Below are 26,329 nucleotides of genomic sequence, written 5' to 3' on the forward strand. Positions count from 1 at the left end.
ACACCGATGGCCTCACCCGCCTTTCGGCGCGGCCCTGTCCCGTTCGGTGACTCGCACCCCGGCGAGCGGGACATGACGGCGGGCTCACCTGCGATCTGCCTCGACTAGGTCCCGCTCGCGGATCCGGTCGGGGTGCGGTCCTGCTGTCTGGACGCGGAGGACGAACTCTGAGTCGCGACAACCGTTGGTCGACGGCACGCGCGCATCACGGCTGAGCGCGCAGCGCGCTACCAGCACCCTCCGACGTCGGGCCGACGATGGCCTGGCCGGGATGGCAAGCTAGTGGGCATGGTGATCACAGAATGAGTCGTGGTGTGTTGGTGACGGGGGCTTCGCGGGGGATCGGGCGGGCAATTGCGCTGGCGTTCGCGGAGATCGGGGATCGGGTGGCGGTGCACTACTCCTCGAGTCGCGAGGACGGGGAGAAGACGTTGGGTGGGTTGCCCGGTGCGGGGCATGTGCTCGTCAATGGCGATATCGGTTCGCCGGAGGCCGTCGCCGGGATCGTGGACGCGGCGATCGACGGGCTCGGCGCCGTCGATGTCCTGGTGAACAACGCGGCGGTCAACATCGCCCATCCCGTGACCGGCACCGACTATGCCGATTGGCAGCGAGCCTGGCAGAAGACGTTGGACGTCAACGTGTTCGGCACCGCCAACATGTCCTACTGCGTCGCCCGGCACATGATCGACAAGGGCATCGCGGGCCGGATCGTGAATATCGGCTCGCGCGGCGCGTTCCGCGGCGAGCCCGAATACTCGGCCTACGGCGCCAGCAAAGCCGCGGTGCACGCGCTGGGTCAGTCGCTCGCGGTCGAGTTGGCGCCGCACGGGATCGCCGTCGCCTCGGTCGCCCCCGGATTCGTCGCGACCGACCGCGTCGCCCACCGCGTCACCGACGACGTCCGCGCCCAGAGCCCCTTCGGCCGAGTCGCGGCACCCGAGGAAATCGCCTCGGCCGTCCGCTACCTCGCCTCACCGGAAGCGACCTGGACCTCCGGCTCCGTCCTCAACGTCAACGGTGCCTCCTACCTGCACTGACGAGAACCGACCACCTCCCCTTCGACACCGCAGATTCTCACTGGGTGAAGCTGGTGACCGGTGTTGGTCTGCGGATGTCCATCCGGTGCCGACCAGCGGTGGACTTCCGCGCCGTTCCCGGTTCGATGGCGCGGCGCTCGGGATCGCCGGATCCGCCAGGTGCTTGTCTCCGACGCCGGTGATCCGTTCCCTGCCAACGGTTTACCGACACCAGCGTGGAATGATGGAAGCCATGGTGGCACCCCGGCGGGTCGCATTGGTGACGGGGAGTTCGCGCGGGCTGGGGAGTGCGATCGCGCGGCGGCTCGCCGCGGACGGGTCAGCTGTCGTCGTCAATGGTTTGCACGACGACGAGAAGGCGCTCGCCGTGGTTCGCGCGATCCGGGACGGCGGCGGGGTCGCCGAGGCGATCGCGGCCGATGTCACCGACGAGGATCAGGTGTGCGAGCTCGTCGCCACGATCACCGACCGTCTCGGCCCGGTCGATGTGCTGGTCCTCAACGCGACCGGACCGCAACCCGAGGCGCCGCTCACCGAGGTCACCTGGTCGGATCACCTCGCGCAACTGGACTTCTTCGTGAAAAGCCCGATCCTGCTCGGCCGCCGCATAATCCCCGGCATGCGGGAACGCCGCTACGGCCGGATCGTGCACATCGACTCCGAGGTAGCCGACCGCCCGCCACCGGGCCGCTCCGCGTACGCGACGGCCAAGCAGGCCCAGATCGGCGTGACCCGCAGCTGGGCCCGCGAACTCGCCCCCTTCGGCATCACGGTCAACACGGTCGCCCCCGGCTTCATCCCGGTCGAACGCCACGCCGACGTCCGCCACTCCGTCCGCGACGCCTACCTCGCCACCGTCCCCGCGGCCCGCATGGGCACCCCCGACGACGTCGCCGCGGCCGTCAGCTTCTTCGCCGCCCCCACCACATCGTTCATCACCGGCCAACGACTCCTCGTCGACGGCGGCCGCGCACTGGGCTGAGATCGGGCACCGCGAAGCACCGCACCCACCGGACGTGCACCGAAACAGATCTGCCGCACACCCGAAACCAGGTGTGCGGCAGACGTATCGCGATACCTACCTCACCGAACGAACGTCGACGCCCGATCCGCCAGGTCCAGCAGCAGCTGCGGGAAGATGCCGAGGATCAGGGTGGCGCCCGCGCCGAAGGTGACGACGGTGGTGGTCAGGAAGGGGGAGACCACGATCGGGGCGTCGGCGGGCGGGTCGGTGAAGAACATCAGGACGATGACCCGGATGTAGAAGAACGCGGCGATCGCACTGCAGATCACGCCGACGATCACCAAGAAGGTGGCATCGCCGGCGGCCGCTGCCTCGAACACCGCGAACTTGCTGACGAATCCGCTCGTCAGCGGAAGACCGGCGAACGACAGCAGGAACAGGGCGAACACGCTGGCCAGCCATGGTGAGCGACGACCGAGCCCGGCCCACTGGGACAACGCACCGGCCTCTTCCCCGGAGGCATCGCGCACGAGGCTGACGACCGCGAACGCACCGACCGTCCCCAATCCGTAAGCCACCAGATAGAACAGGATCGCCGAGACACCCTTGTCATTGGCCGCGACCAAACCGGTCAGGATGAAACCGGCATGCGCCACCGACGAATACGCGAGCATCCGCTTCACATCGGTCTGCGTGATCGCCATGACCGCGCCCACCGCCATGGTGGCGACCGCGATCGCGGCGAGCACCGGCCGCCAGTCGTCCTTCAGCCCGGGCACCGCGACTTGCAGCACCCGCAACAACGCACCGACTGCCGCGATCTTCGTCGCCGCCGCCATGAACGCCGTAACCGGTGTCGGCGCACCCTGATACACGTCCGGCACCCACGACTGGAAGGGCACCGTGCCGATCTTGAACAGCAGTCCCACCGCCAGCAACGCCACCCCGAGCAGCGCGAGCAAGGCGTTGTCCGGATGCAGCGCGATGGCATCGGCGATTCCGGTCAACCGAACCGTCCCGGCCTGCCCGTACAGCAGCGCCACCCCGTAGAGGAAGAAGGCCGACGAGAACGCCCCCAGCAGGAAGTATTTCAGCGCCGCTTCCTGCGACAGCAACCGCTTGCGCCGGGCCAGCCCGCACAGCAGATACAGCGGCAGCGACAACACCTCGAGCGCGACGAACATGGTGAGCAGATCATTCGACGCCGGGAACAGCAGCAACCCGCCGGCCGCGATCAGCGTCAACGGGAACACCTCGGTGGTCGCGATCCCCGCCTTCAGCGCGGTCCGCTCCATCGCACTGCCCGGCACCGAAGACGCCTGCGGGGTAAACGCATCCACCCCGCGCCCCAGCGTCGCCGCGGCCGCACTCCAGGTACCCGGCCCGCTGCGCGCCTCGACCCGGGGCTCGGCCCCGCGCTCGCCCATGAACAGCACGCCGAGGATGGCGACCACCAGAATGGTGCCCTGCAGGAACAGCGTCACCCCGTCGACCGCCACCGCACCGCCCATCGCGGTGGCCTCGGTCCCCGCCAGCAGAATCACCGCGACCAACGCGGCGATCAATCCGGCCAGGCTCAGCAGCAGCTGCGCGCCGAACCGGAACCGCCGCCCCATGAACGCCTCGACCAGCACGCTGACCACGCCGGCTCCGAGCACGATCAACATCGGCGACAGGTATCCGTATTCGACGCTCGGCGCCGGAATCGCCGCGGCGAGCGTGTTTCCGTAGTCCAAGGAAGTCACTTAGCTCCTCCGGAATGTTCGGCCTTACCGGCCTCGGGCAGCGCGGGCACGGCCGGTGCCGGGTCGTGCTTGCCGATGGTCGTCAACGTCTGGCTCACTGCGGGATTGATGAAGTCCAGGATCGGTTTCGGGTAGACGCCGAGGAACAGCAGCGCCGCGATCAACGGCACCACCACCGCGAGCTCGCGGGGCACCAGATCGTAGATGCGTTCGTTGCCCTCCTTGACCGGACCGGTCATCATCCGCTGATACATCCACAGCACGTACAGCGCCGCGAGCACCAGCGCACCGGTCGCGATCACCGCGGCCACCTGGTAGCGGGCGAAGGTGCCGACCAGCACCAGGAATTCGCTGATGAACGGCGCGAGACCGGGCAGCGAGAGCGTGGCCAGACCGGAGATGAAGAACGTCCCGGCCAGGATCGGTGCGACCTTCTGCACGCCGCCGAAGTCGGCGATGAGCCGAGTCCCGCGCCGCGACACCAGGAATCCGGCGATCAGGAACAGTGCGGCGGTGGAGATGCCGTGGTTGACCATGTACAGCGTGGCGCCGGTCTGTCCCTGACTGGTCATCGCGAAGATGCCCAGGATGATGAACCCGAAGTGCGAGATCGAGGTGTAGGCGATCAGCCGCATCACGTCGGTCTGCCCGATGGCCAGCAGCGCGCCGTAGATGATGCCGATCACGGCGAGCGTGATCACCAGCGGCGCATAGGTACTCGACGCGTCCGGGAACAGCATCAGGCAGTAGCGCAGCATGCCGAAGGTGCCGACCTTGTCCACCACCGCCATCATCAGCACCGCGCTCGACGGCGTCGCGGCCACCGCCGCGTCCGGCAACCAGGTGTGCAACGGCCACAGCGGCGCCTTCACCGCGAACGCGAACATGAACCCGAGGAACAGCGCGTTGAGCACCGCGGGCGCCGCCGTGAGCTGTCCGGAGTTGGCCGCGGCGACCACCGCGCGGAAGTCGAAGGTGCCCGCCGAGTCCGCGCCGAGCCCGTCGCGCGCGGTGACCACGTACAACCCGATCACCGCGGCCAGCATGATCAGCCCGCCGAACAGGTTGTACAGCAGGAACTTCACCGCGGCCCGCGACCGCTGCTGGCGCGACTCGGGGTTCGCCGACCGTGGCCCGAACCCGCCGATGAGGAAGTACATCGGGATCAACATGGCTTCGAAGAACACGTAGAACAGCAGAATGTCGAGCGAGACAAAGGAAATCAGCACCATCGCCTCGACCAGCAGGGTCAGCGCGACGTAGGTGTGCGACACGCGCCGTCCGCTGCCCACCTCCCGCTCGTCGTGCCAGCCGGCCAGGATCAGCAACGGCACCAGCACCGCGGTGAGCAGCACCAGTACCAGCGCGATCCCGTCGACCCCGACGGTGTACCCGGCGCCGAACGCCGGGATCCACTCGTGGTCCTCGACGAACTGATACTGCGCCCCACCGGGTTCGAAGCGCACCGCCAGCACGACGGCGAACACCAGCACTGCCACCGACACCGCCAGCGCCGAACAGCGCGCGAGCACTCGTTGCGACGCGGGCAGCACCAGCACGATGACCGCGCCGATCGCCGGCGCCAACCACAACGTGGTCAACCAGGGAAAGTCCGTCACCACAACCTCACTGCCAGCAGGGCTGCGGCCACCAGGGTCGCGCCGGTGAACATGGACATGCGGGACGCGCGCAGCAATGGCAATGGGCGCGACCAGGCGGGCAACCAGGGATACACGCTCACCACAGCCGCACCGCCAACAGCGCGGCGGCGACCAGAGCGGCGCCGGTGAACATGGACAGCGCGTAGGACCGCACGAATCCGGTCTGCACACGCCGGATGCGGCCGGACAGGCCGCCGATCAGCGCGGCCGTCCCGTTCACGATTCCGTCGATGCCGCGGTTGTCGAGGAACACCAGCGCGCGGGTCAGGTAGCTGCCCGGGCGCATGAAGGCCGCCTCGTTGAGCGCGTCACCGTAGAGGTCCTTGCGCGCCGCGATGGTCAGCGCGGACACCGATTCCGGTGCGGTCTCGGGGATTTCGCGCTGTGCGTACTGGTAGTAGGCGAAGCCGACGCCGATCGCGACGACCACCAGCGCGAGCGCGGTGACCACACCCGCGGGGACGGTTTCCGCGCCGTGATGCGCGCCGACGACCGGTTCCAGCCAGTTCTGCAACGAGGAACCGAAGGCGAACAGCGCACCCGCCGCGACCGACCCGATGGCCAGCAGGATCATCGGCCCGGTCATCACCGCGGGGGATTCGTGCGGGTGCGTATCGGGCCGCCAGCGGCGCTCGCCGAAGAACGTCATCATCATGACCCTGGTCATGTAGAAGGCGGTGAGTCCGGCGCCGATCAGCGTCACCGTGCCGAGCGTCAAACCGCTTGCGCCGCCCTGGTTGAACGCCACCTCGATGATCTTGTCCTTGGAGAAGAACCCGGCGAACGGCGGCACCCCGATGATCGCGAGGTAGCCGAGCCCGAAGGTGACGTAGGTGATCGGCAGCAGCTTGCGCAGCCCGCCGTAGCGGCGCATGTCGGTCTCGTCGTCCATCGCGTGCATCACCGAGCCCGCGCCGAGGAACAGTCCGGCCTTGAAGAACCCGTGGGTGAGCAGATGCATGATGGCGAAGGCGTAGCCGGCCGGACCGAGGCCGGCGGCCAGCATCATGTAACCGATCTGGCTCATGGTGGACGCGGCGAGGGCCTTCTTGATGTCGTCCTTGGCGCAGCCGACGATCGCACCGAAGAGCAGGGTCACCGCGCCGACCAGCACCACTCCGAGTCGCGCGTCCGGCGCCAGGTCGAAGATCGGACCCGAGCGCGCGATCAGGTACACACCCGCGGTGACCATGGTGGCCGCGTGGATGAGCGCGGAAACCGGGGTGGGGCCTTCCATCGCGTCCCCGAGCCAGGATTGCAGCGGCACCTGCGCGGACTTACCGCACGCGGCGAGCAAGAGCAGCAATCCGATCGCGGTGAGCGTCCCTTCCCCGGCCTGCGGCGCACCCGCGAACACGGCGGTGAAATTGATCGACCCGAAGGTGGCGAACATGACGAACATGGCGATCGCCAGCCCCATGTCGCCGACCCGGTTGACCACGAACGCCTTCTTGGCCGCGGTGGCCGCGGTCGGCTTGTGGTACCAGAACCCGATCAGCAGGTAGGACGCCAGGCCGACGCCTTCCCAGCCGAGGTAGAGCACCAGGTAGTTGTTCGCCAGCACCAGCAGCAGCATGGCCGCGAGGAACAGGTTGAGGTAGGCGAAGAATCGCCGCCGTCCCGGGTCGTGGCTCATGTAGCCGATGGAGTAGATGTGGATCAGCGAGCCGACGCCGGTGATCAGCAGCGCGAAACACATGGACAGCTGGTCCAATTGGAGGCTGAAGTCGGCTTGCAGGCCGGCCACCGGAACCCAGCTGAACAGGTCGGTGTGGATGCCGCGCTGGGCGTCGTCGCGGCCGACCATGTCGAAGAACCCGAGGCCGGCGATCACGAAGGCGGCCAGCGCCATCGTGGTGCCGAGCAGGTGCCCCCACCTGTCGCTGAACCGACCGGAGAGCAGCAGGATGACAGCGCCTGCCAGGGGCAGGGCGGGCAGCAGCCAGAGCGTCGCCGTATCCATGTCAGAACTTCAACAGGTTGGCGTCGTCGACCGAGGTCGAGCGACGGGCGCGGAAGATGGTCATGATGATGGCCAGGCCGACCACGACCTCGGCCGCGGCGACCACCATGGTGAAGAACGCGAACACCTGGCCGTCCAGGTTCGAGTGCAGCCTGGCGAAGGTGACGAACGCGAGGTTCACCGCGTTGAGCATCAGCTCGATGCACATGAACACCACGATGGCGTTGCGCCGCAACAGCACCCCGGCCGCGCCGATGGTGAACAACAGGGCGGACAGGAACAGATAGTTCTCGGGATTCACCGCTTGCCTTCCTCGTCGCTCTGGCTCTGGTTCGCGGCCGTAGCCACGGGCGCCGGGTCCGGCGCCGCGACCGAGATGACGGCTGCCTCGGTCAGTGCCCGGGTGCGTCGGTGCCGCAGGATGGTGCTGACCGAGAGTTCCTCGAAGGAGCCGTCGGGCAGCCTGGCCGGAATGTCGACCGCGTTGTGCCTGGCGTAGACGCCGGGGGTGGGCAGCGGGGTGGCCCGGTGGCCTGCCTCGCGGAACCGCCGCACCGACATCTCCCGCTGGCCCATTCGCGGGCCGAACTGCTCGCGGTGCGCGAGCACCATCGCGCCGATGGTGGCGGTGATGAGCAGCGCCCCGGTGAGCTCGAACGCCCACACGTAGCGGACGAAGATCAGCTCGGCGAGCTCGCCGATCACGTCCCGCCCGGCGAAACCCTTGGCCGGGAACGTGATTCCGGATTCCCGGATGCCGCGGGCGATGCCGCTGATCAGCAGCAGGCCGAAGCCGAGACCGACCGCCGCCGCGGCGAGCTGTTGCCCGCGCAGGTTCTCCTTCAGCGATTCGGCCGAGTCGACGCCGACCAGCATGAGCACGAACAGGAACAGCATCATGACCGCGCCGGTGTAGACGACGATCTGCACCACGCCGAGGAACAGCGCGTCCTGGGCCATGTAGAACACCGCGAGGATGATCATGGTGGCGGCCAGGCAGATCGCCGAATGCACTGCCTTGCGGGCGAATACCATGCCGAGCGCGCCGGCCGTGGCCACCGGCGCGAGCACCCAGAAGTTCACCGCTTCACCGGTGCCGGTCCGGGTGAGCGGCTCGGCGGCGAGGATGAGTTCGTTCATCGCGCGCCTCCTTCCACACCCGCGACCGCGGGTTCCTTCGGACTGTCCGGCGCGCCGTTTCCGTTGCCGCCGTCGGGTTCCCGGATGCTGCCGAGCACGTTGCCGAGGTAGTAGTCGCTCTCGTCGGTGCCGGGCTGCATGGCGTGCGGCGGGGCGGTCATGCCCGGCTGCAGCGGGGCGAGCAGCCGGTCCTTCTCGTAGATGAGCCCGGCGCGGTTGTCGTCGGTCATCTCGTAGTCGTTGGTCATGGTCAGCGCCCGGGTCGGGCACGCCTCGATGCACAGCCCGCAGCCGATGCAGCGCAGGTAGTTGATCTGATAGACCTGCCCGTACCGTTCACCCGGCGAGAAGCGTTGCGTCTCGGTGTTGTCCGCGCCTTCGACGTAGATCGCGTCGGCGGGGCAGGCCCAGGCGCACAGCTCGCAGCCGATGCACTTCTCCAGGCCGTCCGGGTACCGGTTGAGCTGATGCCGCCCGTGGTAGCGCGGGGCGGTCGGCACCTTCTGCTCCGGATAGAACTCGGTGTTCGGCTTCTTGAACATGGTCGCCGCGGTGACCGCGAAACCGGCCAGCGGATCGAACAGGCCCGACTTGGCCACCGGGCGCGGGTGTTCGGGCAGCGGCGGTGTCGGGAAACCGAGGAAGACCGACCCATCCGCGGGCGCTGCCGCGGGTTCCGGCTCGGCCGGCGGTGCGGCGCCGCCGCGGCGGCCCGCCCGCAGGAACACCCCGATCATCAGCGCGGAGATCACCAGACCGCCGATGACCAGCAGCGGGGTCTGCACGTGGTAGCCCTCGGCCTGCAACACCCTGGCGCCGCCGACCAGCATGACCCACAGCAGCGAGGTCGGGATCAGCAGCTTCCAGCCGAGATTCATGAACTGGTCGTAGCGCAGGCGCGGCAGCGTGCCGCGCAGCCAGATGAACACGAACAGGAACGTGCACACCTTGGCGGTGAACCACAGCACCGGCCACCAGTTCTGGTTGGCGCCCGCCCACAGGCTCAACGGCCACGGTGCGTGCCAGCCGCCGAGGAACAGGGTGGTGGCGAGCGCGGAAACCGTGGCCATGTTGATGTATTCGGCCATCATGAACATGGCGAACTTGAGCGAGGAGTACTCGGTGTGGAAGCCGCCGACCAGCTCGCCCTCGGCCTCGGGGAGGTCGAACGGCGCGCGGTTGGTCTCACCGACCATGGACACGCAGTAGATGAGGAACGACGGCAGCAGCAGGAAGACATACCAGGTGTCGTGCTGGGCGGACACGATGCCCGAGGTGGACATGGTGCCGCCGAGCAGGAACACGGTGGCGAAGCACAGTGCCATCGCGATCTCGTAGGAGATCACCTGCGCGGTCGAGCGCAGCCCGCCGAGCAGCGGGTAGGTCGAGCCGGACGACCAGCCGGCCAGCACGATGCCGTACACGCCGATCGAGGTGATGGCCAGGATGTACAGCACCGCGACCGGCATGTCGGTCAGTTGCAGCGCGGTGTGGTGGCCGAAAACGGACACCTCGGGGCCGAACGGGATCACCGCGAACGCCATCACGGCCGGGATCAGCGAGATGATCGGCGCCATGATGAAGATCGGCTTGTCCACGATGGCCGGGACGATGTCTTCCTTGAGCGCCATCTTGACGCCGTCGGCGATGCTCTGCAGCATGCCGAACGGACCGATCCGGTTCGGGCCGATCCGCATCTGCATGCGGGCCACGATCTTTCGTTCCGCGACCACCGCGATCATCGGGATGAGCAGCAGAAAGACGAAGATGGCGAGGGATTTCCCGATCACCAGCCACAGGGGGTCGTGGCCGAACAAACTGAGGTCACTCATGCCTGTGCTCCTTCATCCTCTCGTCGGCGCGCCGCAGTTGCACGATGCCGCCGGGGTGGGTGGCCAACTGTTCGGCGATCGAGCTGCCCGGTGAGTGCTGCGGCAGCCAGACCACCCGGTCGGGCAGGTCGGTGATCACCAGCGGCAGCGTGACGGTGCCGTGTTCGCCGGCGACGGTCACCAGATCGTCGGTGGCGGCGCCGATTTCGGCGGCGGTCGCGGGGGAGAGCCGGGCGACCGGCGGCCGGGCGATGCCGGCCAGGTTGGGTTCGCCGTCTTGCAGGCGACCCAGGTCGAGCAGCATCCGCCAGCTGGCCAGCACCGCGGTGCCGGGTCCGGGCTGGGTCAGCGGGTGCGGACGGTGCGCGGGCGGGGCGACGGGCGCACCGTCCCAGGCGCCGAGCTCGGCCAGTTCGGCGCGGGCCGCCTCGGTGTCCGGCAGGCCGAGACGCACCTTCATCTCGTCGGCGATCGCTTGCAGCACCCGCTGATCCGAGAGCGGGGCGGACTGGCGGCGCACCATGTCGTCACCCAGCGCGGCCGCGAACTGACGCGCCCGTCCCTCCCAGTTGCGGAAGGTGCCGGACTTCTCCATCGCGGTGGCCACCGGGAAGACCACGTCGGCGCGCTCGGTGACCGCGCTGTGCCGCTGTTCCAGGCTGACCACGAACCGGGCGGCGTCGATGGCGGCGAGTGCGCCCCTCGGGTCCGGCAGGTCGGCGACGTCGACGCCGCCGATCACCAGCGCACCCAGTCCGGGTGCGGCGTCCAGGATGGCCGCGGTGTCCCGGCCGGTGGTGACCGGCAGGTCCGGCACGTTCCAGATCTCCCGAACCTGCTGGCGCGCAGCGGGATCCGCGACCGGTCGACCACCGGGCAGCAGACCCGGCAGCGCCCCGGCCTCGACCGCGCCGCGCTCACCGGCTCGCCGCGGCACCCACGCGAGCGCCGCGCCGGTCTCGTCGGCCAGCCGCACCGCGGCCGACAGCGCACCGGGAATCCCGGCCATCCGCTCGCCGACCATGATCACCGCGCCGGGTTCGCGCAGCAGTCGGCCCACGTCCGCGATCTGTGTGGGATCGGCTCCCGCCGTAGCGGTTTCGCCGTTGCGCACCGCGTCGAGCAGGTGCGGCTCGGCGCCGGGCATCGCCTGCATCAGCTTGCCCGACATCCGATCCAGGCCGCGCGAGGAGTACGGCGCGAGCGAGTAGATCGGCAGGCGACGCTTGCGGGCGGCCTTGCGCAGCCGCAGGTAGACGATCGGCGACTCTTCCTCCGGCTCGAAGCCGACGAGCAGCACGATCGGCGCGGCCTCCAGGTTGTCGTAGCTGACCGCCATGCCCTGACCGGCGACCCGCGCGGCGAGGAAGTCCGCCTCCTCCGCCGAGTGCACCCGTGCGCGGAAGTCGACGTCGTTGGTGCCCAACGCGATTCGGGCGAACTTGGCGTAGGTGTAGGCGTCCTCCTCGGTGACTCGGCCACCGACGAGGACACCCGCGCTGCCGAACGCGGCAGCCAGACCTTCCGCGGCCGCGGCCAGCGCCTCCGACCAGGAGGCCGGCGCGAGGTTGCCGTCCCAGCCGCGCACCAGCGGCGTGCTGAGCCGGTCGCGCTCGGTGGCGTAGGCGAACGCCCAGCGCCCCTTGTCGCAGTTCCATTCCTCGTTGACCTGCGGGTCGTCACCGGCCAATCGGCGCAGCACCTTGCCGCGGCGGTGATCGGTGCGCTGCGCACAGCCGGACGCGCAGTGCTCGCACACGTTCGGGCTCGACACCAGGTCGAACGGCCGTGCGCGGAACCGGTAGCTGGTGCCGGTCAGCGCGCCCACCGGGCAGACCTGCACGGTGTTGCCGGAGAAGTAGGAGTCCAGCGGTTCGGCCTGCGCCGTGCCGACCTGTTGCAGCGCACCGCGTTCCAGCAGTTCGATGAACGGGTCGCCGGCCACCTGCTGGGAGAACCGGGTGCAGCGCGCGCACAGCACGCAGCGTTCCCGGTCCAGCAGCACCGCGGTGGACAGCGGAATCGGCTTGGGGTACGTGCGCTTTTCGCCCTCGAACCGGGATTCGGTGCGTCCGGTGGACATCGCCTGGTTCTGCAACGGGCATTCCCCGCCCTTGTCGCAGACGGGGCAGTCGAGCGGGTGATTGATGAGCAGCAGCTCCATCACGCCCTCCTGCGCCTTGTCCGCCACCGGCGAGGTGAGCTGGGTGCGCACCACCATGCCGTCGGTGACGGTCATGGTGCAGGAGGCGACCGGCTTGCGCTGGCCCTCGACCTCGACGATGCACTGGCGGCAGGCGCCGACCGGGTCGAGCAGCGGGTGGTCACAGAAGCGCGGGATCTGGATGCCGATCAGCTCGGCGGCCCGGATCACCAGCGTGCCCGCGGGCACGCTGACCGTGGTGTCGTCGATGGTGACGGTCACCAGATCCGCGGGTACCACCCCGCTGGTATCGGCGTTCACGGTGGCGGTCATCGCACTCCTTCCGTATCGCGCGAGTGCGGCTGGGCCCCCACGCCGTTCGCCCACGCGGTGGACCGCGCCGGATCGAACGGGCAACCGCCGCCGGTGATGTGGTCGACGTACTCGTCGCGGAAGTACTTCAGCGAGGAGATGATCGGGCTGGCCGCGCCGTCGCCGAGCGCACAGAACGACTTGCCGTTGATCGTGTCGCTGATGTCGAGCAGCTTGTCCAGGTCGGACGCGGTGCCCCGGCCGGACTCGATCCGTTGCAGCAGTTGCACGAGCCAGTAGGTGCCCTCGCGGCACGGGGTGCATTTACCGCAGGACTCGTGCATGTAGAACTCGGTCCAGCGCAGCACCGCGCGCACCACGCAGGTGGTGTCGTCGAAGATCTGCAGGGCCTTGGTGCCCAGCATGGATCCGGCCGTCGCGACGCCCTCGTAGTCCAGCGGCACGTCCAGGTGCTTGTCGGTGAACAGCGGGGTGGACGAACCACCGGGGGTCCAGAATTTCACCGTGTGCCCGGTGCGCACGCCGCCGGCGTAGCCGAGCAGTTCGCGCAGGGTGACACCGAGCGGCGCCTCGTACTGGCCGGGCCGGTTCACGTGTCCCGACAGCGAGTACAGGGTGAAGCCGGGGGACTTCTCGGTGCCCATCGAGCGGAACCAGGCGGTGCCGTTGAGGATGATCGGCGGCACGCTGGCAATGGATTCCACGTTGTTCACCACGGTCGGGCAGGCGTAGAGACCCGCGACCGCCGGGAACGGCGGGCGCAGCCGCGGCTGCCCGCGCCGGCCCTCCAGCGAATCGAGCAGCGCCGTTTCCTCGCCGCAGATGTAGGCGCCCGCGCCGGCGTGCACGATGAGTTCGAGGTCGTAGCCGGAGCCGAGGATGTTGCGGCCGAGGAACCCGGCCGCGTAGGCCTGCGCGACCGCGGCCTGCAGCCTGCGCAGCACCGGCACCACTTCGCCGCGCACGTAGATGAACGCGTGCGCGGCGCGGATGGCGTAGGAGCCGATGACGATGCCCTCGATCAACGCGTGCGGGCTGGACAGCATCAGCGGAATGTCTTTGCACGTACCGGGTTCGGACTCGTCGGCGTTGACCACCAGGTAGTGCGGCTTGCTCACCCCGTCGGGGCCGGCGCCCTGCGGGATGAAACTCCACTTCATGCCGGTCGGGAAGCCCGCGCCGCCGCGGCCGCGCAGGCCAGCGTCCTTGACCGTCTGGATGACCTGGTCCGGGTCCATCGCCAGCGCCGTGCGCAGCGCCCGGTAGCCGTCGTGGCGGCGGTAGGTGTCCATCGTCCACGACTGCGGGTCGTCCCAGTAGGTGCTGAGTACGGGGGTCAGCGTCATTCGGTGCCCTCCGAATTCTGTTGCGGCCCCGGTGCGTTCATGTTCTGCTCGCGCGCGGCGTGCAGCCCGGCCAGGGTGGCCGGGCCGGCCGCGTGGTCGAGCACGCCGGGGCGCTCGTCGGGGAATCCGGCCAGGATGCGCGCGGTCTGCTTGAACGTGCACAGCGGCGCGCCCCGGGTCGGCGTCACCTGCTGACCCGCGCGCAGCGAATCCACCAGGGCCTGAGCCGATTCCGGGGTCTGGTTGTCGAAGAACTCCCAGTTGACCATCACCACCGGCGCGAAATCGCAGGCCGCGTTGCATTCGACGTGCTCGAGCGTGATCTTGCCGTCGGCGGTGGTGTCGCCGTGGCCGATGCCGAGGTGCCGTTCCAGCGTGGCGAGGATGGCGTCGCCGCCCATCACCGCGCACAGCGTGTTGGTGCACACGCCGACGTGGTAATCGCCGGTCGGGGTCCGCCGGTACATCGAGTAGAACGTGGCCACCGCGGTGACCTCGGCGCCGGTCAATCCCAGCTGATCGGCGCAGAAGTCGATGCCGGTGCCGGTGACGCAGCCCTCCTCGGCCTGCACCAGATGCAGCAGCGGCAGCAGTGCCGACCGCGGCTCCGGGTACCGGCCGATGATCTCCTTGGCATCCAGTTCGAGGCGTTCGCGCACGAACGGCTGGAACGGTTCCGGACGGGTACTGAGCTTCAACATGATCTCGGGCCCACCCGTCACCCGGCCACCGCCCCTCATGGAATCGCTACGCGATGCATCACTCATCGGTCTACTCCGCCCATGACGGGGTCGATGCTGGCGACCGCGGCGATCACGTCGGCGACCATGCCGCCCTCGCAGGTCGCCGCCACCGCTTGCAGATTGGTGAACGAAGGGTCGCGGTAGTGCACCCGGTACGGGCGGGTGCCGCCGTCGCTGACCATGTGCACGCCCAGCTCGCCACGCGGCGACTCGACCGCGGAGTACACCTGGCCCGCAGGCACCCGGATGCCCTCGGTGACCAGCTTGAAGTGGTGGATGAGGCCCTCCATGGACGTGCCCATGATCTTGCCGATGTGCTTGGGCGAGTTGCCGAGTCCGTCCGGGCCGATCTGCAGGTCGGCGGGCCAGGCGATCTTCTTGTCGTCGACCATCACCGGCCCTGGACGCAGCTTGTCCAGGCACTGCTCGATGATCTTGAGCGATTCCTTCATCTCGTCCACCCGGATCACGTAGCGGCCGTAGCAGTCACAGCCCGTGGTGGTGGGGATGTCGAATTCGTAGTTCTCGTAGCCGCAGTACGGCTGGGCCTTGCGCAGGTCGTGCGGCAGGCCGGTGGCGCGCAGCACCGGACCGGTGACCCCGAGGGCCATGCAGCCCTGCAGGTTCAGGTAGCCGATGTCCTGGGTGCGGGCCTTCCAGATCGGGTTCGCGGTGAGCAGTTGCTCCATGTCCTTGAGCCGCTTGGGCATCAGGGACAGCAGCTCGCGGACCTTCGCGACGCCGTCGTCGGGCAGGTCCTGGGCCAGGCCGCCCGGGCGGATGTAAGCGTGGTTCATCCGCAGGCCGGTGATGGTCTCGAACACGTCGAGGATCAGTTCGCGTTCGCGGAACCCGAACAGCATCGGGGTGAGCGCGCCGAGCTCCATGCCGCCGGTGGCCAGCGCGACCAGGTGCGAGGAGATCCGGTTCAGCTCCATGAGCATCACCCGGATGATGCTGACCCGCTCCGGGATCGCCTCGGTGATGTCGAGCAGCTTCTCCACGCCGAGGCAGTACGCGGTCTCGTTGAAGAACGGCGAGAGGTAGTCCATCCGCGTGACGAAGGTGACGCCCTGGGTCCAGTTGCGGAACTCCAGGTTCTTCTCGATTCCGGTGTGCAGGTAGCCGATTCCGCAGCGCGCCTCGGTGACCGTCTCGCCCTCGATCTCCAGGATCAGCCGCAGCACGCCGTGCGTGGACGGGTGCTGGGGACCCATGTTGACCACGATGCGTTCCTCGCCGGCGCCGCGCAGCGAATCGGAGACCTCTTCCCAGTCCTGGCCCGCGACGGTGACAACAGTGGGTTCCGGCCCAGCGTCGCCTTCGACGTCGGGCCGGGTATCGGTGTCGTTCATTAGTTGTAAGCCCTCCGCTCGTCGGGCGGCGGTATCCGCGCGCCCTTGTACTCGACCGGGATCCCGCCGAGCGGGTAGTCCTTGCGCTGGGGGTGGCCGCGCCAGTCGTCGGGCATCAGGATTCGAGTGAGCGAGGGGTGCCCGTCGAAGATGATGCCGAAGAAGTCGTAGGTCTCCCGCTCGTGCCAGTCGGTGGTCGGGTACACCTCGTACAGCGACGGAATGTGCGGGTCGGCGTCGGGCGCGGACACCTCGACGCGCAGCCTGCGGTTGTGCGTGATCGACATGAGCGGATACACCGCGTGCAGTTCGCGACCCGCGTCCTCGGGGTAGTGCACGCCGCTCACGCCGAGGCTCAGCTCGAAACGCAGTGCGGGATGGTCGCGCAACACCTGTGCGAGCGCGACCAGGTGCTCGCGGTGCGCGTGCAGGGTCAGTTCGCCGCGGAACACGACGATCTTCTCCAGCACCGTCTCGAGCGCGCTGCCCGCCTCGGCGAGCGCGGTGCGCAGCGCGTCGACGATCTCGTCGAAGTAGCCGCCGTAGGGCGCGGGCGTGCTGCCGGGCAGGCTGACCGGGCGGACCAGGCCGCCGTAGCCGGAGGTGTCGCCGGAGCCGGTGACGCCGAACATGCCGTGCCGCACGCCGATCACCTCGGCGCCGGCGGCCTGCTGCTCGTCCGGGCCGGGCAGGCTGCCTTCCGGTCCCGCCGTCGCGGTCGCGTCGATCTCGTCGTGCGCGGTGACGGTGCTGTTGTCGGAGGAATCGAACGTCATCGCAGCAGACCCTCCATCCGGATGGTCGGGGTCGAAGCCAGCGCCGCCGCCTCCGCGGCCCGGATGGCCTCTTCCCGATTGACGCCGAGTGGCATCTCCTGAATCTTGGCGTGCAGTGCCAGAATCGCGTTCAACAGCATCTCCGGCCGCGGCGGGCAGCCGGGCAGGTAGATGTCGACCGGCACGACGTGGTCGACGCCCTGCACGATGGCGTAGTTGTTGAACATGCCGCCCGAGGACGCGCACACGCCCATGGCGAGCACCCATTTCGGTTCGGTCATCTGGTCGTAGACCTGGCGCAGCACCGGGGCCATCTTCTGGCTGACCCGGCCCGCGACGATCATCAGATCGGCCTGCCGCGGCGAGGCGCGGAATGCCTCCATGCCGAACCGGGCGATGTCGAAACGTCCACCGCCCGTTGCCATCATCTCGATGGCGCAGCAGGCGAGGCCGAAGGTGGCGGGCCACAACGAGCCCTTACGCATGAACCCGGCGAAGTCCTCGACAGTGCTCAGCAGGAACCCGCTGGGCAGTTTTTCCTCTAACCCCATATCCGACTAACCTTCACTTCCACTCGTCGCCCGAACATGTTGCGCGGCAATCAGTCCCAACTGAGCCCACCGCGTCGCCATTCGTAGGCGTAGGCCACGGAGACGTTGAAGATGAACAGCGCCATCGCGGCGAGACCGAAGAGACCGAGCGCATCGAAGTGGACTGCCCACGGGTAGAGGAACACGATCTCGATGTCGAAGATGATGAACAGCATCGCGGTGAGGTAGTACTTCACCGGAAAGCGTTGGCCGGTCACGTTTCCCGGGCCGCCGGCGATGGCGTGCGGTGTCGGTTCGATACCGCATTCGTACGCCTCGAGCTTGGCCCGGTTGTTGCGCTTCGGCCCGACCAGGGCCGCCATGATGACGGAGAACACCGCGAACGCCGCGGCGATCGCGCCTAATACCAGAGTGGGCATCTCGATATTCACGACTGCGCTCCCTCTAATCTGCGCTAGCCCCTCCGTGCGAGCTCGGGGCCTGCGGGTGGGTCGTCCGTTGCCGGACAGCAGCTTCCGAGGCGGGCTGACGTCGTTGTCCGCCTCGGCCAGACACGCCCCATGGCCTGCTCGACGCGGGTAGGGCTGGTACCCGCGCCGGTGTGAGCTAGGGCACAGCCTACAACTGATCGCTCTGAGTGCCGCACGTTTGGCTGCTGCGTTTGATCGAATTCGCGACGCCGATTCATGACTGAAACGGTGGTAATCCGGGGTCTTGTCACGTGACGTTGGTTGACCGGTCAGTCTGCGCTGCGGAAATACCGGCCTTGCTGTGCTTTTCGGGGCGTCATCGTGGCGTTCGCGGGAACCGGGTCGAGACTTCGAACGGTTAACTTACGGCTTCCGCCCGGATCGATCCCGGGGCGGAACGGTGGGTTTGTCCGGATTCGCGGCAGTGCGTCACGTGCAGGTCAGACGCGATTGATTAATGCACACTCGGCATAACCGAGCAGATGGAACCGGACTTTTCAGGCTGCCGAACGGTTGCGCAGCAGCCCGACGACGGCCTCGGTGAGCCTGATCGGATCGATCGGATGCGACACTGCCGCCTCCGCGCGCGACCAGTTGGCCAGCCAGGCGTCGTCGGGACGTCCGGTGAGCACGAGCACCGGTGGGCAGTGCGCGATCTCGTCCTTGAGTTGCTTGGCGATGCCGAGCCCGCCGGTCGGCGCCGACTCCCCGTCGAGGATGACCAGGTCGATGCCGCCCGCGTCCATCCGCTCGATCACCACGGGGCCGGTGGCCACCTCGAGGTAGTCGAGTTCGGGTAGTTCGGGGTGCGGGTGTTTGCCCAGGGCCAGGATCACCTGGCGCCGGGTATCGGCGTCATTGCTGTACACGAGGACCCGCAGAGGGGTGGAACGAATCGAGTCGGCCACCAGCGCATGCTACTTCCGCGAGGGGCAGGCGCGTGGCAGGTTGGGCCAGATCGATCTCCGCGCGTCGCGCACCGCGCGTCACCGGGAGTGCTTGGCGCCGAAGGAAGATCGCAAGTTATCCGTAAGAACGGGCCGGTAGAGTCCCGGAAATGCGGGGCGATCTAACCCAGGCGCTCGTCGATACCGACGTGTGGACCGATGAAATGCTGAACAGCACCGGGATTCCGGTGATCGATGTGCCGTTCGTGACGATCGGCAGTGGGATCGGGTCGTTCGTCACCTATGACACGCTACGGATCTTCGGGGTGCCCGCCCAGTCGATGGCGGTGCTCGGGCCCCAGGAACACCCGTGGTCGTCCTATGAGTACCTGACCCGGGTGTCGCAGATTCCGCGCGGCGAGCGATTGCGCAGCGACTCGGCGTCCGAGCCGGACAACATGTGGGGCTTTCCCTCCTACGCGGTGCGCGAGGCGTTCGCGGACAAGTCACTCAAACCGCTGTGGAACGTGTTCGTGGAGCCGATCTTCGCCAACTACTACACGCCGCGGGCCGGGCAGGCGTTCGTCGGGATGGAACGCGAGTTCAAGCGGATCGACTACGCGAGTTCGTTGCATCGCGGGCAGGTACGCATGGTGCGCAAGCGTCAGGGCGGCGGATACTTCACCATCCTCACGCCCGCCGCGGGATCGACGCCGACCAAGCGGATCGCCTTTCGCAGCACGTATGTGCATGTGGCCGTGGGATATCCGGGGCTGAAGTTGCTGCCCGATCTTCAGGAGTATCGCGAGACCCATCGCGATCCGACGCGGGTGGTGAACGCGTACGAGCCGCACGAGCACGTCTATCAGGCGTTGCAGCGGCGGCCGGGGACGGTGCTGATTCGCGGGAGCGGGATCGTGGCGAGCCGGGTGTTGCAGCGGCTCATCGATGACCGGGACCGGTTGCAGTTGAACACGCAGATCCTGCATCTGTTCCGCACCTACGTCGCCAAGGCGCACGGCAAGAATGTGTTCAACCGGCGCAAGGGGGCTGACGGCTGGGCGTATCAGGGTTTCAACTACCCGAAGTCGGTGTGGGGCGGGCAGCTCAAGCAGAAAATGCGTTCGCTGCAAGGCGCGCAGCGGGCCGAGGCGTACCAGGAGATCTCCGGCACCAACACGCCGATCCGATACTCCTGGCAGGAGCAGCTGCGGCGCGGGCGCAAGCAGGGGTGGTATCAGGTGATGGCCGGGACCATGCGCGCGCCACGGCCCGCCGCGGGACGACAGGGCGTGGTGGCCACCATCATTCCGGACACCAGTGCGGAACTGCCGACTCCGCCGCCGACCCAGCCGTTCGACACGACCGTGGATTACATCATCGACTGCACCGGGCTCGAGGCCGACATCCGGGAGCATCGGCTACTCGCGGATCTGCTGGATCACGCTGGGGCCGGGCGTAATCCGGTCGGCCGGCTCGATGTCGACACCACCTTCGAGCTGATCGGCACCCGAAGTGGCACCGGACGCATCTACGCATCCGGTAGCGCGACGCTCGGCGGGCCGTTCGTCGGCGTCGACACCTTCCTCGGGTTGCAGATCGCCGCGCAGGAGATCGCCGACGATCTCGCCGCGCTGGGTTTCTGCCGCCGGATGGGCCCGCTGCGCTCGACGAGCCAGTGGTGGTCCTGGATGACGAACAAGAAGATCTGAGCTGATGCTGCCAACATTGAACGGGCGAATCCAGACCCGTGTCCTCGCGCTGGGCGTGATCGGGTTCTTCGTCGCGCTGATCATCACTCCGCTGCTGCCCACCGGATCGCTGAGTCTCGGGCAGGCCTACCGGGTGACCCTGTCGGTCCTGCTCGCCACAGTTCTGGTCGGGGTGCTGTGGGAGTTGCTTTACCATTTCTTACAACAGTTCCGCTGGGAAAAGGACTGGCCGACCCTGTTCGGCTTCCTGACCATGGTCAACGAGGGGGCGCTCATGTGGGTGCTCGTCCGGTACACGACCGTCGTGTTGCCCGAGTCGTTGCATCCCTCGCTGACCGCGTTCCTGATCCAGTTCATCGTCACCTGGATCGTGTTCTGGCTCATCGTCAACGGTCCCATGCGGGTTGTGTTCCATAGGTGGCGTTTCCAAGGTGGCAGGTTCGTGTGAGTAGGCAGATCGAGGTTCTTCCCGGTGCGCACCTGGTGGCGAGTGCCGGTGGTGTGGTGGTAGTCGTCGCGCATCGCGGCGGTGGTGTGGTGACCGCGGATTCGGCAGCGGCGCGGGCGATGACCGCGCTGCTGGGAATCGTGCGGCAGGCCACGTCCAATGAGCCGCGGCGCAGCGGGCGGACGGTGGCGCGGTTGGCCACCAACTGGTTGATGGGGTTGGCGAACGGGGACGCGGACGAGGTCGAATTCGGGGTGATCACGCCGGGGGACGGCGGGATCGCGGTGTTCCTGCACGGCGGCGTCACGGCGGTGCTCAGCGGGGAACGTTCCGAGGTGCTGCGCGGGCGCGAGGCGGGGTTCACGGTTGATCGGGTGGTGACGCCCGCGCCCACGATCGGGGCCGGGGTGTTCGTGGACGAGGCGGGGGAATCGAGCGAGAGCCTGCCTGCGCGTGGGGTTTTCGCGTTGGGCGAGGGGACCGCGCCAGGGGCCGGGGCGGTGCTGTGGTTCGGCGGCGCGCAGGGGCTGCGTGGGGTCGCACCGCGCCGCGGGGACGAGGCGCGGGATGTCGCCGGGCGTGCACGGTTCGAAGGGCAGGATGTCGCCGGGCATCCGGGCGGGTTCGCGGGTCGAAGCGCGCTCGAGGGGCAACGTCCGCCGGGCTCGTCGTCGGCATTCGAGGCGTCGCATGCGCCGGAGGCACCCTCGGTGTTCGACGCGCAGCATGCGTCCGGATCACCGCAAGCAGCAGAAGCGCAGCGCGCGTACGGGATACAACACCCCGCGGAGGCCGAGCAAGCGTTCGAGTCGCTGGCGGACGGGGAGCCGTACAACCCGTTCGCCGCGCGGCGTTCATCGGACTCTTTTGCGTTCGAAGCGCAGGATGCCGCGGAATCGCACGCGTATCAATCGGAGTCGGCGTCGGAACCGCAGACGTACGACGCGCAGCCGACAGCGGAAGCGCAGCAGGGATACGGAGCAGAACACCCATCGGAATCCCAGTACGCGGATCCGTACAGGCCGGGTGCAGCGCCCGGGTCGTCGGCGCAACACGCGTCCGAACCGCAGCACGCGGATGAACCGGCGAGCTCGCCGGAATCGCACCTCGCGTACGAAGCACAACACGCGTCGGAACCTCACCACGAGTTCGAGGCGCCGGATAGCGCAGAGCCGCAGCGGGCGTTCGGATCACCGAGTTCCGCGGCCGCGTCCGGAGCATACGAGTCGCCGTACGCATCGGAGCCTGGCCAGGGATATGACGCGCGGCATGCGCCGGACCCGCACCGGTCGCACGAGGTGCAACGCGCGCCGCAGACCTTCGACTCGCCGGATAACGCGGATCCACACCAGCCGCACGAGGTGCGACGCGGGCCGCGATCGCAGCAGGCGTTCGAGTCGCCTTTCGCGTCAGGACCGCAACGCGCGTACGAGCCGCAGGCGGCCGACGAACCGCAGTGGGGTCCGGACCTGTGGAAGCGTGACGACCCGGTGGATCAGGCGACCGAGAACTTCCGCACGTCCCCGCTGGCCCGGGACGCCGAAGCATTCGACCCATTCGGGCCGACCGGCGCTGAGCCGCCGCGGTATCCGAGCGTGTCGACCAACCTCCCCGGCGGTCCAGCCAACGCGCCGCGGTTCCCTGACGCGGCGACGTCCCCGACCGACGCGCTGCCGAACGAGGACTCCGGGTCGATGGGCGGCGCCCCGTCGCACTCCCATGATCCGGCGAAGGGCGAATGGCCGCGCGTGGATTCGCCTCAGCGCCCCCATGGGCCGGAATCGGTGCGGTCCGCACCCTCGCACTCGGCGGTGCCATCGCACAACCAGGATCCGGCCGAGCGGGCGGATGCCGAATGGCCGCAAGGCGATTCGTCGCCCATCGGCGGGCTGCCGCAGCGCTCATCCGGGGAAGCCGCCGAATCGTCGACCGAGGAATCGGCACCCGGCGGGCTGTCGCATTCGTCCGGCGGCGACGCTGACCGGTCGGAACCTTCGGGGCCGATGCGGGTGACGCCGCCGCACGTGGCCATGCCGTCGCGTAGACCGGCGACGCCCGCGAATGCCGAACGGCCCGGCGAGGATCCGGCAGTCGGCGAGTCACAGCCCGGCCCCCTCGGGGCGGGGTCCGGGCGGTCGAGCGGAGGAGCGTCACCGGTCGGTGGCACGCCGCCGCGCTCGCACGGTGCGAATGCCGGGTGGCAGAGCGCCGAGTCGCCTGCGGTGAGTGTGAACTCGCCGAACTTGCGCAAGGGTGCGGGGGAGTCGGAAGGTGTTGCGCACAGCGGCGAACAGCCGGGGGTCGGGCGACACGATCAGGTGCCGGACGAGACTCCCGTCCGCAATGTCGATCTCGAGGAGACCTTGGTTCCCGACGAGACGATGGTCTCGCGCGTGCTCGAGCACATCGGCGTGCCCGAGCCATCGGGCGTGGTGGTCAAGGGATTCAAGTGTGCGCGTGACCATCTCAACGATCCGCGGGTGTCCTTCTGCGCGGTCTGCGGCATCCGGATGGATCAGCTCACCTGCGTGCTGACCGACGGGGTGCGCCCGCCCCTTGGTCTGCTGCTGCTCGACGACGGAACCTCCTTCGTCCTCGACAACGACTGCGTGCTCGGCCGCGAACCCGAACACGCGGACGCCGTCGCCCGCGGCGCCCGCCCCGTCCGCCTGGAGGACGCGTCCGGCGGGATGTCGCGCGCCCACGCCGAGATCCGCCTCATCGACTGGGATGTCACCGTGGTCGACGGCGGCTCCACCAACGGCACCCACATCCGCCAACCCGCCCACCAGGACTGGACCCGCGCCATCCCCGGCCACCCCGTCAAACTGACCCCCGGCGCCCAAGTCCAACTGGGCGCCCGCGTAGTCACGTTCGACTCCCAACACGGCCAGCTATAGCCGAGCCCCCGCCGCCGCACTCTCTCTCGGATCAGCACCCAAAATAAGACTCGAGAGAGAGTGCGGATCCATATCGGCGCCCGGGCGAATGGTGCGTTCTCGGAATCAACGAAAATGTTCAGCGCGCATTGGGATTTCGGGGCCGATGCAAGGTAATTCGCGGAGCTGCGGCTCCCCAGTTGTCGCCATTGGAGTTGATCATTCCGGGTGTGTTTCTACTTGGGTTATGAATTCCGAAAATGGCTCGCGTGGGGTCGGCCGCCGCTCGGCACTGCTCCGATTCGCAATGGTTTTATTGGCGGCGATCGGCACGGCGGTGGTCGCGGTCGCTCCGGGAGTTTCCGCGGCGCCGGCGGACGTCACCTGTCCCACCAAGCCGAAGCCGACCGGTAAAGTGCTGCAAGGCTATTGGGAGAACTGGGACGGGGCGTCCAACGGGGTGCACCCGGGCATGGGCTGGATCCCGATCACCGACGCCCGCATCGCCGCGCACGGCCACAACGTGATCAACGCGGCGTTCCCGGTGATCGAGTCGAACGGGACCGCACGCTGGGAAGACGGCATGGACGCGACGGTGAAGGTCGCGACGCCGGAGCAGATGTGCCAGGCCAAGGCGGCCGGCGCCACCATCCTGATGTCCATCGGCGGGGCCGCGGCGGGCATCGATCTCAATTCGAGCGCCGTCGCCGACCGGTTCATCGCGACCATCGTGCCGATCCTGAAGCGGTACAACTTCGACGGCATCGACATCGACCTGGAAACCGGGCTCACCGGTAGCGGCAACATCAAGACCCTGTCGGCCTCCCAGGCCAACCTGGTGCGCATCATCGACGGCGTCCTCGCCCAGATGCCCGCCGGCTTCGGCCTGACCATGGCCCCCGAGACCGCCTATGTCACCGGCGGCAGCGTCACCTACGGTTCGATCTGGGGCGCCTACCTGCCGATCATCAAGAAGTACGCCGACAACGGCCGCCTCTGGTGGCTGAACATGCAGTACTACAACGGCAGCATGTACGGCTGCGCAGGCGACTCCTACCAGGCCGGAACCGTTCAGGGCTTCATCGCCCAAACCGATTGCCTGGCAAAGGGACTCACGGTCCAGGGCACGACCATCACCGTCCCGTACGACAAGCAGGCGCCCGGCCTTCCGGCGCAGCCCGGCGCGGGCGGCGGTTACATGGCCCCGAATCTGGTCGCCCAGGCCTGGAACCATTACGGTACCGGCGCCGCGAATTCGCTGAAGGGCCTGATGACCTGGTCCATCAATTGGGACGGCTCGCGTAACTGGACCTTCGGCAACAACGTCAAGTCGCTTCAGGGTCGCTAGCCGCAAATGGATAAGGTCGGGAGTCGGAGCGTCGACGACCGGATCGAGGGCACGCCCGTTTCCCTCGAGGTCGGCCGCCGGCTCCCGCGCCGGGCAGTCGGGTACATCCTCGAAGTCGTCGGCCCACAACCGTCGCCCGAACTACTACAATGTGTAGTGTGACAGCGAATGTCAGCCCGGTACGCATGGGGTCGGGGCGTCGCGGCGCGTGGGCCGCACTCCTCGCCGGAGTGGGCGCGCTAGGCGTGGTGGAATTCTCCGTCCTCCACCTGCTCGCCAACGGCCTGCTCCCGTCCACCGTCGCTTTCGTCATCGACCTCGTCGTCGGAATCCCCACCGCCGCACTGATAGTCGCGATCGCCTCCCCGCTGTGGAGCACGCACCGGCTCGACCGGACCGGCCTCCACCTCCGCTTCGGCTGGCTCGCCACCATCGATATCCCGTTGCACCTCGTCGACGCGGTCGCCGCCTATCGCCCACCCGTCCAGCACCCCGCCCAAACCGGCCTCGACTTCGACGAGAAGTCAGCCACCTGGACCGCGATCCGCTCCCCATCCTCCCCACTGGTCCGCATCGACCTCACCGACCCGATCCCCGCCCGCACCCAGGGCTGGCGCCGGGTAACCGCACGATCGGCCGTGATCAGCGTCGACAACGCCGAGGATTTCCGCGCCGCCGTCGATTCGGCGCGCAGCGAATAGCACGACACCCTGTGCCCTAGGCAGAAAACGGTGTATGTCGACGCCGAACAGGCCGCAGCGATATAGCGAAGTGCGGGTGGTCCTGTCCTCATGTCCCGTTCAGCGGGCGTGAGGCTCCGACCGGGACATGACGGTGGCGAAGTGCGAGTGGGCCTGCCGTCATGTCCCGTTCGACGGACGGGTGGGCGCCGATCGGGACATGACGGTGGCGAAGTGCGAGTGGGCCTGTCCTCATGTCCCGTTCGACGGACGGGTGGGCGCCGATCGGGACATGGCAGTGGCGAAGTGCGAG

At 68.2% G+C, this 26,329-nt stretch carries 21 protein-coding genes; 7 read left to right on the plus strand and 14 right to left on the minus strand.

Features of this window, described 5'->3' with window-relative positions; all coding sequences use genetic code 11:
• Positions 1–320: 320 nt before the first annotated feature.
• Entirely contained in the window at positions 321–1,040 is a 720-nt protein-coding gene (locus ACFQ9K_RS30525) for an SDR family NAD(P)-dependent oxidoreductase (protein WP_378721198.1), read from the plus strand.
• A 232-nt stretch (positions 1,041–1,272) separates the two neighbouring features.
• Positions 1,273–2,022 (plus strand): SDR family NAD(P)-dependent oxidoreductase, encoded by a 750-nt coding sequence (locus ACFQ9K_RS30530; protein ID WP_378721196.1) that lies wholly within the window; start codon positions 1,273–1,275, stop codon positions 2,020–2,022.
• A gap of 101 nt (positions 2,023–2,123) precedes the next feature.
• On the opposite strand, the gene nuoN is transcribed toward ACFQ9K_RS30530, so the two are convergent.
• The 14 genes from nuoN to ACFQ9K_RS30600 all read right to left on the minus strand — a co-directional run bounded on the left by nuoN (position 2,124) and on the right by ACFQ9K_RS30600 (position 18,970).
• The gene (nuoN, locus tag ACFQ9K_RS30535; protein WP_378721192.1) at positions 2,124–3,749 is read right to left on the minus strand and encodes an NADH-quinone oxidoreductase subunit NuoN; all 1,626 of its coding nucleotides are present in this window, start codon (positions 3,747–3,749) and stop codon (positions 2,124–2,126) included.
• Positions 3,746–5,368 (minus strand): NADH-quinone oxidoreductase subunit M, encoded by a 1,623-nt coding sequence (locus ACFQ9K_RS30540; RefSeq protein ID WP_378721191.1) that lies wholly within the window; start codon positions 5,366–5,368, stop codon positions 3,746–3,748. Before ACFQ9K_RS30540 ends, nuoN begins: the two co-directional genes overlap by 4 nt.
• Positions 5,369–5,486: 118 nt before the next feature.
• On the minus strand, positions 5,487–7,373 hold the full coding sequence (nuoL, locus tag ACFQ9K_RS30545; RefSeq protein WP_378721190.1) for an NADH-quinone oxidoreductase subunit L: 1,887 nt from the start codon (positions 7,371–7,373) through the stop codon (positions 5,487–5,489).
• 1 nt (position 7,374) lies between these two features.
• Positions 7,375–7,674 carry an NADH-quinone oxidoreductase subunit NuoK gene (gene nuoK / locus ACFQ9K_RS30550; protein ID WP_194813637.1) on the minus strand — a complete coding sequence of 100 codons (300 nt, stop codon included), beginning with the start codon at positions 7,672–7,674 and terminating at the stop codon, positions 7,375–7,377.
• Entirely contained in the window at positions 7,671–8,513 is an 843-nt protein-coding gene (locus ACFQ9K_RS30555) for an NADH-quinone oxidoreductase subunit J (protein ID WP_378721189.1), read from the minus strand. Before ACFQ9K_RS30555 ends, nuoK begins: the two co-directional genes overlap by 4 nt.
• Positions 8,510–10,345 carry an NADH-quinone oxidoreductase subunit NuoH gene (nuoH, locus tag ACFQ9K_RS30560; RefSeq protein WP_378721188.1) on the minus strand — a complete coding sequence of 612 codons (1,836 nt, stop codon included), beginning with the start codon at positions 10,343–10,345 and terminating at the stop codon, positions 8,510–8,512. The genes ACFQ9K_RS30555 and nuoH overlap by 4 nt, the downstream gene beginning before the upstream one ends.
• A complete protein-coding gene (locus ACFQ9K_RS30565; protein WP_378721187.1) occupies positions 10,338–12,821 on the minus strand; it encodes an NADH-quinone oxidoreductase subunit G in 2,484 nt (827 codons plus the stop codon). The genes nuoH and ACFQ9K_RS30565 overlap by 8 nt, the downstream gene beginning before the upstream one ends.
• Positions 12,818–14,167 carry an NADH-quinone oxidoreductase subunit NuoF gene (gene nuoF / locus ACFQ9K_RS30570; RefSeq protein WP_378983898.1) on the minus strand — a complete coding sequence of 450 codons (1,350 nt, stop codon included), beginning with the start codon at positions 14,165–14,167 and terminating at the stop codon, positions 12,818–12,820. Before nuoF ends, ACFQ9K_RS30565 begins: the two co-directional genes overlap by 4 nt.
• The gene (gene nuoE / locus ACFQ9K_RS30575) at positions 14,164–14,868 is read right to left on the minus strand and encodes an NADH-quinone oxidoreductase subunit NuoE (RefSeq protein ID WP_378727128.1); all 705 of its coding nucleotides are present in this window, start codon (positions 14,866–14,868) and stop codon (positions 14,164–14,166) included. Before nuoE ends, nuoF begins: the two co-directional genes overlap by 4 nt.
• Before the next feature lie 62 nt (positions 14,869–14,930).
• Positions 14,931–16,265: an NADH dehydrogenase (quinone) subunit D gene (gene nuoD, locus ACFQ9K_RS30580; RefSeq protein ID WP_378727131.1), complete on the minus strand. Its 1,335-nt coding sequence runs from the start codon at positions 16,263–16,265 to the stop codon at positions 14,931–14,933.
• Positions 16,265–17,041, minus strand: a complete 777-nt coding sequence (locus ACFQ9K_RS30585; protein ID WP_378983902.1) for an NADH-quinone oxidoreductase subunit C — start codon at positions 17,039–17,041, stop codon at positions 16,265–16,267. The genes nuoD and ACFQ9K_RS30585 overlap by 1 nt, the downstream gene beginning before the upstream one ends.
• Positions 17,038–17,592, minus strand: coding sequence for an NADH-quinone oxidoreductase subunit B family protein (locus ACFQ9K_RS30590; RefSeq protein WP_364733399.1), 555 nt, complete (start codon positions 17,590–17,592; stop codon positions 17,038–17,040). The genes ACFQ9K_RS30585 and ACFQ9K_RS30590 overlap by 4 nt, the downstream gene beginning before the upstream one ends.
• Before the next feature lie 50 nt (positions 17,593–17,642).
• Complete coding sequence (locus ACFQ9K_RS30595) at positions 17,643–18,011, minus strand: NADH-quinone oxidoreductase subunit A (protein ID WP_378726665.1); 369 nt, start codon at positions 18,009–18,011, stop codon at positions 17,643–17,645.
• 548 nt (positions 18,012–18,559) lie between these two features.
• Positions 18,560–18,970 (minus strand): hypothetical protein, encoded by a 411-nt coding sequence (locus ACFQ9K_RS30600; RefSeq protein WP_378726659.1) that lies wholly within the window; start codon positions 18,968–18,970, stop codon positions 18,560–18,562.
• Positions 18,971–19,119: 149 nt separating this feature from the next.
• On the opposite strand from ACFQ9K_RS30600, the gene ACFQ9K_RS30605 reads away from it, so the two are divergent.
• The 5 genes from ACFQ9K_RS30605 to ACFQ9K_RS30625 all read left to right on the plus strand — a co-directional run bounded on the left by ACFQ9K_RS30605 (position 19,120) and on the right by ACFQ9K_RS30625 (position 26,037).
• Positions 19,120–20,661, plus strand: coding sequence for a hypothetical protein (locus ACFQ9K_RS30605; RefSeq protein ID WP_378726661.1), 1,542 nt, complete (start codon positions 19,120–19,122; stop codon positions 20,659–20,661).
• 4 nt (positions 20,662–20,665) lie between these two features.
• Positions 20,666–21,109: a hypothetical protein gene (locus ACFQ9K_RS30610; RefSeq protein ID WP_378726663.1), complete on the plus strand. Its 444-nt coding sequence runs from the start codon at positions 20,666–20,668 to the stop codon at positions 21,107–21,109.
• Entirely contained in the window at positions 21,106–24,009 is a 2,904-nt protein-coding gene (locus ACFQ9K_RS30615) for an FHA domain-containing protein (RefSeq protein WP_378983905.1), read from the plus strand. The genes ACFQ9K_RS30610 and ACFQ9K_RS30615 overlap by 4 nt, the downstream gene beginning before the upstream one ends.
• 226 nt (positions 24,010–24,235) lie before the next feature.
• The gene (locus ACFQ9K_RS30620; protein WP_378983908.1) at positions 24,236–25,336 is read left to right on the plus strand and encodes a chitinase; all 1,101 of its coding nucleotides are present in this window, start codon (positions 24,236–24,238) and stop codon (positions 25,334–25,336) included.
• Between the two features lie 158 nt (positions 25,337–25,494).
• Entirely contained in the window at positions 25,495–26,037 is a 543-nt protein-coding gene (locus ACFQ9K_RS30625; RefSeq protein WP_378721750.1) for a hypothetical protein, read from the plus strand.
• Positions 26,038–26,329 lie beyond the last annotated feature (292 nt).

The sequence above is a fragment of the Nocardia sp. NPDC056564 genome, assembly GCF_042793755.1.
Classification (GTDB): domain Bacteria; phylum Actinomycetota; class Actinomycetes; order Mycobacteriales; family Mycobacteriaceae; genus Nocardia.

Coding starts and splice junctions, on each gene's coding strand:
- nuoH (WP_378721188.1), bottom strand. CDS start 10,345: ATGAGTGACCTCAGTTTGTTCGGCCACGACCCCCTGTGGCTGGTGATC.
- ACFQ9K_RS30590 (WP_364733399.1), bottom strand. CDS start 17,592: ATGGGGTTAGAGGAAAAACTGCCCAGCGGGTTCCTGCTGAGCACTGTC.
- ACFQ9K_RS30530 (WP_378721196.1), top strand. CDS start 1,273: ATGGTGGCACCCCGGCGGGTCGCATTGGTGACGGGGAGTTCGCGCGGG.
- ACFQ9K_RS30620 (WP_378983908.1), top strand. CDS start 24,236: ATGAATTCCGAAAATGGCTCGCGTGGGGTCGGCCGCCGCTCGGCACTG.
- ACFQ9K_RS30565 (WP_378721187.1), bottom strand. CDS start 12,821: ATGACCGCCACCGTGAACGCCGATACCAGCGGGGTGGTACCCGCGGAT.
- nuoD (WP_378727131.1), bottom strand. CDS start 16,265: ATGAACGACACCGATACCCGGCCCGACGTCGAAGGCGACGCTGGGCCG.
- nuoE (WP_378727128.1), bottom strand. CDS start 14,868: ATGTTGAAGCTCAGTACCCGTCCGGAACCGTTCCAGCCGTTCGTGCGC.
- ACFQ9K_RS30555 (WP_378721189.1), bottom strand. CDS start 8,513: ATGAACGAACTCATCCTCGCCGCCGAGCCGCTCACCCGGACCGGCACC.
- ACFQ9K_RS30605 (WP_378726661.1), top strand. CDS start 19,120: ATGCGGGGCGATCTAACCCAGGCGCTCGTCGATACCGACGTGTGGACC.
- nuoF (WP_378983898.1), bottom strand. CDS start 14,167: ATGACGCTGACCCCCGTACTCAGCACCTACTGGGACGACCCGCAGTCG.
- ACFQ9K_RS30595 (WP_378726665.1), bottom strand. CDS start 18,011: ATGCCCACTCTGGTATTAGGCGCGATCGCCGCGGCGTTCGCGGTGTTC.
- nuoL (WP_378721190.1), bottom strand. CDS start 7,373: ATGGATACGGCGACGCTCTGGCTGCTGCCCGCCCTGCCCCTGGCAGGC.
- ACFQ9K_RS30610 (WP_378726663.1), top strand. CDS start 20,666: ATGCTGCCAACATTGAACGGGCGAATCCAGACCCGTGTCCTCGCGCTG.
- ACFQ9K_RS30585 (WP_378983902.1), bottom strand. CDS start 17,041: ATGACGTTCGATTCCTCCGACAACAGCACCGTCACCGCGCACGACGAG.